This window comes from Ruegeria sp. AF5 (genome assembly GCF_056541905.1).
Genome location: NZ_JBQFYZ010000001.1, coordinates 163,776 through 177,978, shown reverse-complemented (window position 1 = coordinate 177,978; position 14,203 = coordinate 163,776). Strand labels below are relative to the sequence as shown.

Annotated in this window: 12 protein-coding genes; 8 read left to right on the top strand and 4 right to left on the bottom strand. The window is 57.6% G+C overall.

The window, feature by feature from the left end; all coding sequences use genetic code 11:
- The first annotated feature begins 61 nt into the window (after positions 1-61).
- Genes xylB through ACR0DS_RS00870 form a run of 3 tightly spaced genes read left to right on the top strand, consistent with a single transcriptional unit; the run spans position 62 to position 3,761 of the window.
- Positions 62-1,519, top strand: coding sequence for a xylulokinase (gene xylB, locus ACR0DS_RS00880; protein WP_480476348.1), 1,458 nt, complete (start codon positions 62-64; stop codon positions 1,517-1,519).
- A complete protein-coding gene (locus ACR0DS_RS00875) occupies positions 1,519-2,466 on the top strand; it encodes an aldose epimerase family protein (RefSeq protein ID WP_480616664.1) in 948 nt (315 codons plus the stop codon). The genes xylB and ACR0DS_RS00875 overlap by 1 nt, the downstream gene beginning before the upstream one ends.
- Positions 2,463-3,761, top strand: coding sequence for a cytochrome-c peroxidase (locus ACR0DS_RS00870; protein WP_480486101.1), 1,299 nt, complete (start codon positions 2,463-2,465; stop codon positions 3,759-3,761). Before ACR0DS_RS00875 ends, ACR0DS_RS00870 begins: the two co-directional genes overlap by 4 nt.
- On the opposite strand, the gene ACR0DS_RS00865 is transcribed toward ACR0DS_RS00870, so the two are convergent.
- Both ACR0DS_RS00865 and ACR0DS_RS00860 read right to left on the bottom strand, forming a co-directional pair.
- Positions 3,762-5,273, bottom strand: coding sequence for a CRTAC1 family protein (locus ACR0DS_RS00865; protein ID WP_480557385.1), 1,512 nt, complete (start codon positions 5,271-5,273; stop codon positions 3,762-3,764).
- Positions 5,263-6,480: an ROK family transcriptional regulator gene (locus tag ACR0DS_RS00860; protein WP_480557383.1), complete on the bottom strand. Its 1,218-nt coding sequence runs from the start codon at positions 6,478-6,480 to the stop codon at positions 5,263-5,265. The genes ACR0DS_RS00865 and ACR0DS_RS00860 overlap by 11 nt, the downstream gene beginning before the upstream one ends.
- A gap of 152 nt (positions 6,481-6,632) precedes the next feature.
- Here ACR0DS_RS00860 and xylF point away from each other — a divergent pair, with 152 nt between their 5' ends.
- The 5 genes from xylF to ACR0DS_RS00835 all read left to right on the top strand — a co-directional run bounded on the left by xylF (position 6,633) and on the right by ACR0DS_RS00835 (position 12,695).
- Entirely contained in the window at positions 6,633-7,652 is a 1,020-nt protein-coding gene (xylF, locus tag ACR0DS_RS00855; protein ID WP_267364640.1) for a D-xylose ABC transporter substrate-binding protein, read from the top strand.
- A 76-nt stretch (positions 7,653-7,728) separates the two neighbouring features.
- Positions 7,729-9,027, top strand: coding sequence for a sugar ABC transporter permease (locus tag ACR0DS_RS00850; protein ID WP_267364641.1), 1,299 nt, complete (start codon positions 7,729-7,731; stop codon positions 9,025-9,027).
- Positions 9,027-9,824 (top strand): ATP-binding cassette domain-containing protein, encoded by a 798-nt coding sequence (locus tag ACR0DS_RS00845; RefSeq protein ID WP_480481611.1) that lies wholly within the window; start codon positions 9,027-9,029, stop codon positions 9,822-9,824. Before ACR0DS_RS00850 ends, ACR0DS_RS00845 begins: the two co-directional genes overlap by 1 nt.
- A gap of 10 nt (positions 9,825-9,834) precedes the next feature.
- Positions 9,835-11,142, top strand: a complete 1,308-nt coding sequence (gene xylA, locus ACR0DS_RS00840) for a xylose isomerase (protein ID WP_480557381.1) — start codon at positions 9,835-9,837, stop codon at positions 11,140-11,142.
- A gap of 101 nt (positions 11,143-11,243) precedes the next feature.
- Entirely contained in the window at positions 11,244-12,695 is a 1,452-nt protein-coding gene (locus ACR0DS_RS00835; RefSeq protein WP_480616662.1) for an MATE family efflux transporter, read from the top strand.
- A gap of 9 nt (positions 12,696-12,704) precedes the next feature.
- On the opposite strand, the gene ACR0DS_RS00830 is transcribed toward ACR0DS_RS00835, so the two are convergent.
- Both ACR0DS_RS00830 and ACR0DS_RS00825 read right to left on the bottom strand, forming a co-directional pair.
- Complete coding sequence (locus ACR0DS_RS00830; RefSeq protein ID WP_480486090.1) at positions 12,705-13,802, bottom strand: M56 family metallopeptidase; 1,098 nt, start codon at positions 13,800-13,802, stop codon at positions 12,705-12,707.
- Positions 13,789-14,184: a BlaI/MecI/CopY family transcriptional regulator gene (locus ACR0DS_RS00825; protein ID WP_209504337.1), complete on the bottom strand. Its 396-nt coding sequence runs from the start codon at positions 14,182-14,184 to the stop codon at positions 13,789-13,791. Before ACR0DS_RS00825 ends, ACR0DS_RS00830 begins: the two co-directional genes overlap by 14 nt.
- Positions 14,185-14,203 lie beyond the last annotated feature (19 nt).

The window sequence follows — 14,203 nt, the reverse complement described above, 5'->3', positions numbered from 1 at the left end:
GCCTTTGCAAAACTAGGTTTCTGTTGCCTACAGTATTGCGGCCTACAAATGGGAGGAGCAGGTGTATCTCGGTCTTGATTTGGGGACGTCAGGTCTTCGAGGAATTGTGGTCAGTGAAGGCGGTGACGTCGTTGCCGAGGCCGAAGCGAGCGTGAACACATCGACACCGCATCCGGGCTGGTCAGAGCAGGAACCTGCGGATTGGGTTGAAGCGTGTCAAAAGGTCGTTGCCCAGTTGCAGGGGCAAAACAGCGCTGCGTTTTCGGCAGTGCGGGGCATAGGTCTGAGCGGGCATATGCATGGCGCAACGCTTCTGGACCGAAATGGTAGCGTATTGAGGCCCTGTGTCCTTTGGAACGACACAAGGTCTGCCCGTGAAGCTGCCGAACTGGATGCGCTTTCCGCGATGCGATCGATCACCGGAAACATCGTTTTTCCCGGCTTCACTGCGCCTAAACTGGAATGGGTGCGCAGGCATGAACCTGACGTTTTTGAAAAGACTGCCAAAGTGTTGCTCCCCAAAGATTATTTGCGCTTCTGGTTGACCGGAGAATACATCAGCGACATGTCTGACAGCGCGGGTACAGCGTGGTTGGACGTCGGACGTCGGGAATGGTCAGAAAAAGCGCTTGAGCTCAGCCATATGCGTCGGGATCAGATGCCCGAACTGGTCGAAGGCAGCGCCGCCGGGGGCGAGCTGAGGGCGGAGATTTTGCAGCACTGGGGCCTGACCGGACCCGTAGTCGTTGCGGGCGGGGCAGGCGACAACGCGGCGGCGGCCTGTGGTATTGGAAGCATCGCCGAAGGCCGCGGTTTTCTATCGCTGGGAACGTCCGGTGTGCTGCTGGTTGCCAAGGACAGTTACGCGCCCGCACCGGAAACGGCGGTTCACTGCTTCTGCCACGCGGTGCCGGAGCGCTGGATCCAAATGGGCGTCATCCTGTCGGCGACCAACAGCCTGAACTGGCTGTCCCGGAATCTCGGCCAATCCGTTGGTGCACTCGCATCGGCTTTGCCGGATACCGTCACCGGGCCGTCGAAGACCAAGTTCCTGCCATACCTGTCGGGGGAACGTACCCCTCATAATGACAGCGCCATCCGGGGGGCGTTTATGGGGCTGGATATTGCGTCGGATCCAGCGGATCTTGCACAGTCCGTGATGGAGGGTGTCTCATTCGCGCTGCGTGATTGCCTTGAAGCCCTCAGGAGCACGGGAACAAAACCTGAAAGCCTGATGGTTGTCGGCGGGGGCGTACGATCCCGGTTCTGGGTCGAGACGCTGGCAACTGTTCTGAGCGTCCCGCTTGCCTTGCCCAAAGGCAGTGAATTCGGAGCCGCCATCGGCGCGGCGCGCCTTGCTGCCTGTGCAGTAAACGGCGCAGACCCGGTGGAGCTCATGACATCGCCAGAAATCTCTGAAATTGTTCAGCCCCGCGCGGGGTTATTCGATGCCTATGAGGCTGAATATCAAAGGTACCGCCAGTTTTATGCGGCACTATCCCCCTTGTCTGCGCCATGATGAAGGGCGTCACTTCCCTACCCATCGAACAGGTTGTTCTGGAAGATGGTGCGATGTCGGTTTCCCTGCTGAGCTATGGGGCGATCACACAAGGGTGGTGGATCGGTGAAACGCCCTTGATCCTGGGCTATCCAAACCCGCAGGAATACTTGGCGGACCCGTATTACATAGGTGCAATCGTGGGTCGCGTCGCCAATCGGATCGGTGGCGCAAAGTTTAATATGCAGGATGCCGCTTATCGCTTGACGGCGAATGAGGGGGAAAACACGCTGCATGGCGGTGTGGTCGGGCTGTCACGCAGCCACTGGATTATCAGGAAGACCAAGTCGAACCGTGCGGTTCTGTCCTTGACGTCACCTGACGGCGCTGACGGTTTTCCCGGAGAAATCAGGTTCGAGATTCATGTCGAGCTGGCTTTTCCACGGCTGACTTACACGATCACCGCATGGCCGGACCGGCCTACGCCGATCAGCATTGCGCAGCACAATTACTATACTCTTGGGCGCCAAAGCGGTATTCTTGACAGCCGATTGACACTGAATTCCAAGCGGGTACTGGAGTTGGACGACAGCTCCATTCCGACAGGCGTCGTGAATGAGATCGAAAACCAAGGGCTGGATTTCTCATCCGTGCGCGTTATCGGTGATGAGGGGCGTGGCCTTGACCACTACTTCGTGTTTGAAGAGGCGGGCAAATTAAATCGACCGGTTGCAACGGTTGAAACACCGTCAGGTTTGCGCATGAATGTTTACTCTGATCAGCCCGGCGCGCAGGTCTATTCCGCGTCGTACCTGTCTAATCCTTTCACACCATGCGCAGGGCTTTGCATTGAGCCTTCCGGTTACACGGACGCTGTGAACCACCCCTTGTTTCCGTCCGTCATCTATTCTCCGGACCGTCCGTATAAACAAGTTCTGACGTTGGAAATCCCAGAGGATCAGGTATGAAAGTTGCGATATCGGTATACGCTCTGGCCCTTTGCGTGACACTACAGGCGGCGCAGGCGCAAGACCTCGGGCCGCTTCCTCAATTTGTAGAACCGGATCTTGCCAAGGTCGAACTGGGGCAGTTGCTGTTTTACGACCCGATCCTGTCGGGGAACAAAAACATCAGCTGCGCCACTTGCCATCATCCTAAACTGGGAACGTCAGATGCGCTGTCTCTGGGTATCGGCGAGGGCGGTGTGGGGCTGGGGGCCGCGCGCAGGCTTGATCAGGAAAACAGGCCCGAGCAGCGCATTCCCCGAAATGCACCAGGGCTGTGGAACCTTGGGGCGCTGGAATTCACCACCTTCTTTCATGACGGGCGTCTTGAGGCAGACCCGTCCCAGCCTGACGGGTTCCGAACGCCCTTGGGCACAGATATGAGGCCGGGCTTCCAATCTGCACTGGCCGCGCAAGCAATGTTCCCGGTCTTGTCGGCTGACGAAATGGCCGGCCACTATTCGGAAAACGAAGTGAGCAAAGCCGTACGTCTTGGTTTGCTGACCCAAAAGGACGGCGCATGGGACCTTATCGCGGCGCGTGTTGCCGCAATCCCGGAATACAGGGCGCGCTTTGACCAGCTCGCGCCCGGAGAAGAGATTACTTTTACCGCAATCGCCAATATCATTGCCGATTTCATCGCCTTTGAATGGCGCGCTGACAACAGCCTGTTTGATCGCGCGATGCAGGGGAAAGAAGCGCTGCCCGAGCAGGCACAGATGGGGCTCGACCTTTTTTACGGCAAAGCCGGGTGCAGCACCTGCCATTCCGGCTGGTTCCAGACGGATCATGGATTTCATTCTATCGCCATGCCGCAAATCGGGCCGGGAAAAGCCGCCCGGTTCGAGAACCATGTTCGCGATGACGGGCGATTGCGTGTGACGGGCAATGCGGATGACGCCTTCACATTTCGCACGCCATCCTTGCGCAATGTGACCCTTACGGCACCCTATGGTCACAACGGAGCTTACGCGCGGCTTGAAGATGTTGTCCGTCATCATCTGGATCCGGTCGCAGCTTTGCGCAGCTATTCGGTCGAAAAAGCAGCGTTGCCAGAGTTTCCGGGCGCGGAAGATCAAAAAGCCTTGCTCGACCCCACGCTGACCGAGGCGATTGCAGTGTCGAATGATCTGGCCCCAATCAGCCTGAGTAATGATGAAGTAAACGCCATTTTGAGCTTTCTCAGCACATTGCTAGACCCGGCGGTCCGGCTGGGTGTGCCAGCGCATGTTCCCAGCGGTTTGCCCGTTGATCAATGATCAGCGGTCGATGCGAAGCACTTGGTTGCTTCTGAAGGTCTGCCAATCACCAACCGTGCCGTCTGGCCAGATAACCCGCAGCTCCAGTTCGTCCGCGTTGCCCAGACCAAAGTGGTGAAGCCCAGAGATGCCACTTGCGTGACCACCGCCAATGGTCACCTCCCGCGTTTGGACTCTGTCGGAGGTTTTGACTTCGATGAAGCTGCCGACAGCTGCGCGGTTGGGACGATCCTGGCCAAGATCAACCTGAACCCAGTTTCCAAGCTGTTGTTCGTTCTGAAATATCTCAAGCTCTGACCCGCGATTGACCACCACCAGATCAAGTGATCCATCCCCATTCAGGTCGGCCAAGGCCCCACCGCGGGACTTGCCCATGGAGGCGACACCCGCCGCTGAGGCAGCTTCGAAAAACTGGCCATTTGCGGATTGCAGCAACAGGTTGTTGGGGTCGGTTTGCGCCGCATCGGGCATCTGTTCGACATTGCCCTTGGCGACAAATATGTCGTCGCGCCCGTCGTTATTGACGTCGCCGAACTGCGCATGCCAGCCGGTTGAGGGGCGACCATCGCCGCCAACATGCGGCCTGTGCGCCGTTGTCCCCCGGTCATAAGTCGCGTCGCGCCATGTCGGTCCCTCGGCCGTGGGATCAAGGATCTGAAACTTCTGGTCCCCCATCGAGGTCAGGTAAACATCAGGAAAGCCGTCCCCTGATACATCCCTTGATGCAATCCCCATGCCCCAGATCGAATAGGACAGCCATCCATCTTCCGGCGCGTAAAGGCGTGGCGTGTTTTCCATAGCCCAAAGCTGCTCTTGCCCGCCGCGTACATAGTAATGGCGGTCGTTACTGACACGCAGGTCCGCGCGCCCGCTGCGCGCCCAGTCGGAAAACAGTATGGACAAGGAACAATGTCCCGGTACCAGGTGGAGAGGTGGGCCATAGGCCGTCCCTTCGGGGCGATACAAAAGCGTCGGCCCGCAGGCTTCAAACGGGCCATCGGGATTGGTTCGGTCGACATATGTTCCAAAAGCCAGTGTCGGCAGGGATTGACCGCTTTCCCAAGTGGCGGAAAAACCGGTGGTCCAGTGTTCCTGAGACTGGAAATTCAACGAGGTGAACGGTTCGAATGCGCAATTCGCCTTGCCACGCAACAAAACGTCTTCGCCAACGCGTAAAACCGCCAAGTCCACAAATCCGTCCCCGTCGATATCCACTGGGTAGGCGCCGGTCACGCCGGTCAGGGATAGCGCGCTTGGCGTTTCTGGCCGAAAACTGACATTGGGTCCTGATGTGTTGACAAACAATTGCGCCGGGTTGGTTCCCCCTGCGGCAAACAGTTCGGGCCGATCATCGCCATTGCAGTCGAAAACGGCGATGCCTCCGCCCACGAAGTGCTCCCATCCGCCGTCGTAAACATGGCTGGGGACGTCGATGCTGTGAAACTGCGGAAGGTTGATGTCGGCCGTGGCGGCAGACGCTGTCGCTAGCAGGATCGTCAGTTCAACTCGCATTTTCCGCCAGTTCCCTGACTTTCAGGATCGAGACTTGTTCGATCCCATAGGCTGCTGCCCCTTTTGCCCACATTGAATCCCCCCAATGGTTTACGTTGATTTCAGGCAGTGGCGCGTCAACGCTGACGACACCGTTTTTGATACGGGTCATCACTGCCTCAGAATGCAGGTATTCAAAGCTGCCTCGGGTGCCAGACAGGATGATACATTCCGGATCGAACAGATTGATCAAGTTGGAAAGCCCCATTCCAAACATCTGTCCAGCGCGGGACAGAACTGAAATGGACCGGGCATCACCGGATTGGGCGGCGGCGTGAATATCAGCAAGAGTGTGCGGGTCAGTAGCCTGGCTGGCAATGGTTGCCTCGCGGATCAGGGCATATTCCCCAACATAAGCTTCAAGGCATCCGCGTTGCCCGCACTGGCACAATGCGCCATCCAGCTGAACTTTGACATGCCCGAATTCCGCGCCGCAACCGCGCTCGCCGCGATAAAGCTTGCCATCCAAAACAATGCCCAGACCAATGCCGTGTTCTATCGTGACAACCAGAAAGTTCTTCAACCCTTTGCCAAGACCGAAAAGCTGTTCGGCCTTTGCAACCAGATTGGCGTCATTCTCGATAAATGCGGGGCAGGGGAGCGCTTGGGACAGAAGCGGGCTCAGATCTACGTTGCGCTCTGTCAGCGAAGATGACCAATGTACAAAATTCCGCTCCGCGTCGACCAGTCCGGCAATCCCGATGCAGACGCCGGAGACCTCTGTCAGGGACCTGCTTGCAGAGGCGCAGGCCTGTTCCAGCGCCGTGCAAATCTTTTTTGCAAACGCTTCCGGGGCCATCCGGGCCTCTTCCAACGGATGTGTGTAGGAGATGATCTCAGTGCCTTCAAAATCGACCAGGATGACTGAAATCTGGTGCCGGGCCACTTTTACACCGGCAATCAGGTGACATCCGCCATGCAGTTTCAGCAGCACACGTGGTCTGCCGCGGCGCGCGGATTTTGACGGTGTTTCGCTTTCGATTTCCTGAATCAGACCAGCCGAAAGCAGATCTGACGTTGCTGTTGTCACTGTCGCCGGGCTGGTCTCAAGCGCGCTTGCAATGTCGATCCGCGATATCGCTCCGGTCGACCGGATTTGTTCCAGCACGCGCAAACGGGTGATGTTTCGTTGATCCGTAGCGTTTGAAGAAACCTTGCTTTTCAGCATTCTGCCCTCGCGAATCTGGTGATTTCCCAAACGTAAGCGGTTTTTCTTCTTTCGGGTAGCATAAATATTTTACTGACTGAAATAAATATGCTACTCAGAATTGTGAGAGCCACGAATCATGAAGCGATGGCTCGATAAACCGGGAGGAAATCATGAAACGAATTCTCAGCGCTTCTGCTGTGGCCGTCCTGATGGGGACGGTTGCGTTTGCAGAAACCACGGTCGGTGTCAGCTGGTCGAACTTCCAGGAAGAGCGCTGGAAAACCGACGAAGCGGCAATCAAAGCCGCGCTTGAGGCAGGCGGTGCCGAGTATATTTCGGCAGATGCGCAATCGTCGTCGGCCAAACAATTGTCGGATATTGAAAGCCTGATCGCCCAGGGCGTTGATGCGCTGATCATTCTGGCGCAGGATTCCCAGGCCATCGGACCGGCTGTTCAGGCAGCGGCCGACGAAGGTATCCCAGTCATCGCATATGACCGTCTGATCGAAGATGATCGGGCCTTCTACCTGACTTTCGACAATGTCGAAGTCGGTCGTATGCAGGCGCGTGCGGTGTTCGACGCCATGCCCAAAGGCAACTATGTGATGATCAAGGGCTCGCCCACCGACCCGAACGCGGATTTCCTGCGCGGTGGTCAACAGGAGATCATTCAGGGCGCTGTTGACAGTGGTGACATTGTGATCGTTGGCGAAGCCTATACCGACGGCTGGCTGCCTGCGAACGCGCAGCGCAACATGGAACAGATCCTGACCGCCAACGAAAACAAAGTTGATGCTGTGGTCGCGTCAAATGACGGAACCGCAGGCGGTGTAGTTGCTGCACTGACCGCACAAGGTATGGACGGCATTCCGGTGTCGGGTCAGGATGGCGACCATGCGGCGCTGAACCGGGTGGCCAAAGGCACACAAACCGTTTCGGTCTGGAAAGACGCACGCGAACTGGGCAAAGCCGCAGGTGAAATCGCGGTCGCGCTGAGCGGTGGAACGGCTGCGGCGGACGTCGAAGGCGCGGTCAGCTGGACTTCGCCCGGTGGGACTGAGATGACGTCAGTCTTCCTGGCGCCTGTGCCGATCACAAAAGACAACCTGTCCGTTGTGGTCGATGCTGGCTGGATTCCGCTGGAAGACCTGTGCCAGGGCGTCGAGAACGGCCCTGCACCCTGCAACTAAGTCAAGTCTCCAAACCATAACGTCTCTGGCCCGCAAGGCCGGGCCAGAGACCATAGCTGAACATGAAAGATCGGATATGACCGAAACTTCGTCTCAGCCGGTACCCCAAAAAGCAAAGGCCAACCTGTTCCAGCAACTGGAACTGGACATGCGGCTATTGGGCATGATCGGCGCCTTTATCATCCTTTGCATCGGCTTCAACATCGTAACGGATGGCCGTTTTCTGACGCCCAGAAACCTGTTCAACCTGTCGATCCAGACCGTCTCGGTCGCGATAATGGCCTGCGGCATGGTGTTCATTATCGTGATGCGCCACATTGATCTTTCGGTCGGCGCGCTGCTGGCGACCACATCCGCCGTCATGGCGATGACACAAACCGAGCTTTTGCCGAACGTGCTGGGGTTAGGTTTAAATCACCCGGCGACTTGGGCAATCACCCTTGTTGTCGGTCTCGCAGTCGGAACCTTGATCGGCGCATTCCACGGTTGGATGGTAGGCTATCTGACGATACCGGCCTTTATCGTGACGCTTGGCGGTTTTCTGGTCTGGCGCAACGTCGCCTGGTACATGACAGACGGCCAGACAATCGGCCCGCTGGACAGCACGTTCCTGATATTTGGCGGAACCAACGGGACGTTGGGAACAACGGTCAGCCTTCTGTTCGGCCTTGCCGCCACCGCTATTGCGGTCTGGGCGTTGTGGAGCGGACGCCGCTCCAAGGCTGCCCATGGGTTCCCTGTGAAACCGGTTTGGGCCGAAACAACTTTGGCGGGGATCATTGGCATCGCCATTATGGGCTATGTCTTGATCGTCAACAGTTACTCGATCCCCACACGCAGGCTGGAACGTATGTTCGAAGCGCGGGGCGAGACCATGCCTGAAGGGCTAGTTGTGGGTTACGGTATCCCGATCTCGGTTCTGATCCTGATCCTTGTTGCAGTAACCTTGACTGTTGTGGCCCGCAAAACCCGATTTGGCCGCTATATCTTTGCCACGGGGGGCAACCCGGATGCGGCGGAACTGTCGGGCATCAATACCCGCATGATGACCGTCAAGATCTTTGCGCTGATGGGGTTCCTGTGTGCGCTGTCGGCGGTCGTGGCCTCGGCCCGTCTGGCCAACCACTCGAACGATATCGGCACATTGGATGAGCTTCGCGTGATTGCTGCGGCCGTGATCGGCGGCACCGCCTTGTCCGGCGGTATTGGTACGATCTACGGCGCGATCCTAGGCGCGCTGATCATGCAGGCGCTGCAATCGGGCATGGCCATGGTTGGCGTGGACGCACCCTTTCAGAACATCGTCGTGGGCACCGTTCTGGTTTTGGCCGTCTATATCGACATCGTCTATCGCAAACGTCTGGGAGCGAAATGATGCAAGCACAAGAAACACAGAACCAAACTTCGGGCCGTGGGTCCGGCCAGCCTCCGCTTGTCGAAATGCGCGATATCTCGATTTCGTTCGGCGGCATCAAGGCGGTGGACCGTGTCTCGGTCGACTTGTACCCGGGCGAGGTTGTGGGCCTTCTGGGCCACAACGGGGCCGGTAAATCTACGCTGATCAAGGTGCTTTCGGGTGCCTATCAGAAGGACCACGGAGAGATCCTGATCGACGGCAAGAGGGTTGAGATCAACAACCCCCGCGATGCGCGTGCAAACAATATCGAGACGATCTATCAGACGCTGGCCTTGGCGGACAATCTGGATGCAAGTTCGAACCTTTTCCTGGGGCGGGAGATGGTCACGCCCTTCGGGTTGGTCAACGATGCCGCGATGGAGGCCGAATGCCGCAAGATCATGGCACAGTTGAACCCGAACTTTCAGAAGTTCAATGACCCGGTCTCGGCGCTGTCCGGCGGTCAGCGGCAGTCGGTGGCCATCGCGCGTGCGGTGTACTTCAACGCGCGTATCCTGATCATGGACGAGCCCACAGCCGCGCTTGGCCCACACGAAACACAGATGGTGGCGGACCTGATCCAGCAGCTCAAGGCGCAGGGGATCGGGATTTTCCTGATCGACCACGACGTGCATGCAGTGATGGAGTTGTGCGACCGGGCTTCGGTCATGAAAAACGGGCAACTGGTTGGCACTGTCGACATCGCCGATGTCACGGATGACGATCTGTTGTCGATGATCATTTTGGGCAAGAAGCCCGGCGAAAAGACGGAATGAGGTAAACGAGATGACGAGCGGTTTCTTTCAGGGGATCGAGCAGGTCCAGTTCGAGGGCGAGAACAGTAAGAACCCGCTCGCATTCCGTCACTACAACCCGGACGAGATCGTGATGGGTAAGCGCATGGAGGATCACCTGCGTTTTGCCGTGGCGTGGTGGCACTCGTTTGCCTGGGAAGGCGGGGATCCGTTTGGTGGCTCGACTTTTGAACGTCCATGGCATCCGCAAGATGACATGGGCCGCGCTAAAATGAAGGCCGATGTTGCCTTTGAGATGTTCGAGATCATTGGTCAGCCCTATTTCTGCTGGCATGACGCGGATATCCGTCCCGAACAGGGCAATTTTGCAGAAAACCTGCGAACGCTGAATGAGATCACTGACTATATCGGTGAAAAGATGCAGGTTTCCGGAACCAAGCTGTTGTGGGGCACAGCCAACATGTTCAGCCACCGTCGCTGGATGGGGGGTGCCAGCACCAACCCCGACCCTGATGTCTTTGCATTTGCCGCCGCAACGGTGAAATCCTGTTTGGACGCGACCCACAAGCTGGGCGGCGAGAACTATGTGCTTTGGGGCGGGCGCGAGGGCTACGAGACGCTGCTCAATACCGACATGAAGGCTGAACTGGATCATATGGGCCGGTTCCTGAACATGGTGGTCGAGTACAAGCACAAGATCGGCTTCAAAGGCACGATCCTTGTAGAACCCAAACCGCAGGAGCCGTCCAAGCATCAATATGATTTCGATGCGGCAACCTGCATCGGTTTCCTGCGCAAGTACGGCCTTGAGGATGAGGTCAAGCTGAACCTGGAACAAGGGCACGCAATCCTGGCAGGACACAGCTTTGAACATGAGATCGCTGTTGCCTCGGCCGAAGGTATGCTTGGATCCATCGACATGAACCGGAACGACTACCAGTCCGGGTGGGATACGGATCAGTTCCCCAACAACACGCCCGAGGTTGCGTTGGCCTATTATCACATCCTGAAAGCGGGCGGGTTTACCACGGGTGGTACCAATTTCGATGCCAAGCTTCGCAGGCAATCCATCGATGCCGAAGACCTGATCGCGGCGCATGTGGGCGGGATGGATATCTGCGCCCGGGGCCTGAAGGCGGCAGCTGCGATGCTTGAAGATGGTGGTCTGGAACAGGCGCTGGCCGACCGGTATGCAGGCTGGAAAACGCCTAAAGCTCAGGCGATGCTAACCTCTGGCCTCGACGAGATTGCAGCGCGGGTACTTGCCGAAGACCTCAATCCTCAGCCACGCTCGGGGCGTCAGGAAGTGCTTGAGAACTACGTGAACCGCTTTGTGTAATTCCGGTCGGCTGAGCCTGAACTGAAATATTCGGTGTACAAAGCCCCGGAAACGCGTGAGTTTACTTAGGCGTTGTCCGGGGCTTTCCCTTGTCGAACGCAGTGGCATCATGGGCCCGTCCGGGTCGCGCAGGTGGGACGACCAAAGACTTGGTGGAAAAATCGGCAGGTAAGGCAATCTTTCTAAGTGGCAACCTGATGCTACATGTGACGCGCATGTCGCTGACCACGAGCATTGGATTGATGGCGATATTTGCTGTCGATTTTGTCGATATGGTCTTTATCTCGATGCTGGGCAACGACGCGCTGGCCGCAGCGGTAGGTTATGCCGGGACGCTGCTGTTTTTCACCAACGCAATCAATATCGGTCTGTCGATTTCTGCCGGGGCGCTGGTCGCGCGTGAGTTGGGCGGCGGGCGGGCCGAACAGGCAAGGCAATACGCATCCAGTGTCGCCGTTCTGGGGCTGATCGTCGGGTTGGTTACCTCTGTTCTGGTGTTGCTGAACGTCAGCTTTCTGTTGTCGCTGCTTGGCGCAGAAGGCGAGGTTTTGCGGCTGGCGACGCGCTATGTGTCGATCATTCTGCCGACCATGTGGGTGATGTCGATTGCGATGGCGGCGATGGCTGTGCTGCGCGCGCACGGCGATGCGCGCCGATCAATGATGGCAACGATTTACGGCGGCGTTGTGAATGCAGTTCTTGACCCGATTTTGATCTTTGCCGTCGGGCTGGGGTTGGATGGGGCCGCGATAGCCTCGGTCCTGGCGCGGCTATGTATGTTAGGCGCAGCATTGTGGCCCGCGCTGCGGGTGCATCAGGGATTTGCACGCCCATCGCTGAAACAGGTGGCACAGGATTTTCGGCCCGTGCGGGCCATCGCAATCCCTGCCGTTCTGACGAATGTCGCCACGCCGATCGGGAATGCCATCGTAGTGCGGGAAATTGCACAGTTTGGAACGGATGCGGTTGCGGGCATGGCGGTGATTGGGCGGCTGTTGCCGGTGGCGTTTTCGGTCATCTTTGCGCTGTCCGGCGCGATAGGGCCAATCATCGGGCAGAATTTCGGGGCAGAAAAATTTGATCGCGTGCGTGCCGCGTTTTTGGCCGGGATCAAGTTCACCGCAATCTACGTTCTTTGCATGTCGGCCATTTTGTTTTTACTGCGTTCGCCAATTGCGAATTTGTTCGCAGCCCAGGGGGAAACGCGCGTACTGATTTATCTGTTCTGCGGCCCGCTGGCATTGGCTTCGTTCTTCAACGGTGTGATTTTTGTGACAAATGCCAGTTTCAACAATCTGGGCCATCCGGTCTATTCCACATGGATAAACTGGGGTCGTCACACTATTGGCACATGGGTGTTTGCCATGATTGGCTCACAAATCGCCGGGGCCTCGGGCGTTCTGCTGGGTCAGGCTTTTGGGGGCGTCATCTTTGCTGTCATAGGATGGGTTCTTGTCGCGCGCGTAGTGGCACGGCTGGAACGCGTGCAAACGCCCGAGCCTTTTGCCGATCAGGGGCGGCTTCACTCGCTGTTCGGGCGTCGCGGCTGGTAAGCGATCAGGTCAGTTCCCCTGATTGCGCGCTTCCAGCCGTTCCAGGTTGACCACTGTCGACAGCATCAGGCGGTCATGGCTCCAATCCCGTGTCTGCTGGATTGAGGCCGACCCCAGAGCCAAAAGCGCACCAAAGATCAGCGTCATTCCAAGGAACACTGCCGGTAGGGCAGGTACCGATGGCTGAACATCGGTCAGCGCGATTACACGTTGCCGCAACACGCGTTTTGCCTTGCCGCCTGTCACAAAGGCAACATTCAGAACGCGTGGGCTGTTGGTTGAGATTGTCCGGGCGCAATAGTCCAGCAGGCACGCCGTGTATTCCCGCGCATCAATCCGTTTGCGCGCAACAACCGACTGGTCGCAGGCCAACTCGCGCAGCCGGCCGAACTGATACTTGAGCATCAGATAGGCGGGGTTCCAGAACAACAGCGGACGCAGCAGCTCAAACCCCAGTTCCCATTCGACGTCACCCGTACGGATATGCTGAAACTCGTGGGCAAGTGCAAAACGCAACTCGCGCGGGGTGTCCAGCAGATGGCTGGGCAGAACGACGTGGCGGCGGCGAAGTCCTCGCACGGCAAAGGGCACAGTGATGCGATCGGACAATCGAATATCCACCTTGGCGGACCGCCGCCAAAGAAAACTGGAATTGACAGTCTGACGGATCGTCATTGCGTCCCGCAAGGCACGCGCAGCGTACACGGCTGCGATACAGGCAAGTATGGCGGCAACGAGGGTGATCACAGGCTGCTGTCCGGACAATGCCAGATCAACCCACCTTTCGCGGGTGTTCAGCAGTGCTTCGAACTGCGTGGCAGGCATTGCGATGTCACCGCGCAGATAGGCTGCAACGGCGATATCACCAAGGGCCACGACACTGCCCGGCCAAGCGTATGTCGCCAGCGACGACACGCAAACCGCGAGAAACGGACTGGCAAGAACACAGATGCACAAGGTCTTGAGCGCCCGCAACTGTGCGACATAGCCATTGCGCAGGGCGGTGCGGCTTAGGGCCGTGCGGGTCACCAGCCAGATCACCGCCGAAAAGGCCAGCACGATGTTGAGTTCGATGAATGCGTCGAGAACCGGTCTAACCGCTGTCATTTTGCAGTCTCCTCTCTACCAGTGCTCGAATTTCCTCCAGGTCGGCTTCGCTCAGCCCCGCGTCGTCGACCAGCCGCGCCACCAGTGTGGCGGGGGTGTCGTCGAAAAGCGTGCGCGACAGATTTTGAAGCGAACGGGCCTGATATCTGTCCTTTTCCAGAAGCGGCGTATAGATCAGGGTCTTTCCCGACTTGTGGCTTTCCACAAAACCCTTCTCGTCCAGAATGCGCAGGATCGTGGCCCCGGATGTATAGGCCAGGTTGCGTTCTGATGGCAGGCGGTCCAGGACATCACGCACCGAGCCTTGCCCGAGGGCCCAGAGCTCGTTCATGAACTCCAGTTCGACCTCGGTCAGCAGATTTGTTGTCTTTTTCTTTCGCATTGGTCTCGGTGTCGTCATG

Excerpts from the sequence above, each read along its gene's own strand:
- ACR0DS_RS00875 (WP_480616664.1), top strand. The coding sequence starts at position 1,519 with ATGAAGGGCGTCACTTCCCTACCCATCGAACAGGTTGTTCTGGAAGAT.
- ACR0DS_RS00870 (WP_480486101.1), top strand. The coding sequence starts at position 2,463 with ATGAAAGTTGCGATATCGGTATACGCTCTGGCCCTTTGCGTGACACTA.
- ACR0DS_RS00865 (WP_480557385.1), bottom strand. The coding sequence starts at position 5,273 with ATGCGAGTTGAACTGACGATCCTGCTAGCGACAGCGTCTGCCGCCACG.
- ACR0DS_RS00860 (WP_480557383.1), bottom strand. The coding sequence starts at position 6,480 with ATGCTGAAAAGCAAGGTTTCTTCAAACGCTACGGATCAACGAAACATC.
- xylF (WP_267364640.1), top strand. The coding sequence starts at position 6,633 with ATGAAACGAATTCTCAGCGCTTCTGCTGTGGCCGTCCTGATGGGGACG.
- ACR0DS_RS00850 (WP_267364641.1), top strand. The coding sequence starts at position 7,729 with ATGACCGAAACTTCGTCTCAGCCGGTACCCCAAAAAGCAAAGGCCAAC.
- ACR0DS_RS00845 (WP_480481611.1), top strand. The coding sequence starts at position 9,027 with ATGCAAGCACAAGAAACACAGAACCAAACTTCGGGCCGTGGGTCCGGC.
- xylA (WP_480557381.1), top strand. The coding sequence starts at position 9,835 with ATGACGAGCGGTTTCTTTCAGGGGATCGAGCAGGTCCAGTTCGAGGGC.
- ACR0DS_RS00830 (WP_480486090.1), bottom strand. The coding sequence starts at position 13,802 with ATGACAGCGGTTAGACCGGTTCTCGACGCATTCATCGAACTCAACATC.
- ACR0DS_RS00825 (WP_209504337.1), bottom strand. The coding sequence starts at position 14,184 with ATGCGAAAGAAAAAGACAACAAATCTGCTGACCGAGGTCGAACTGGAG.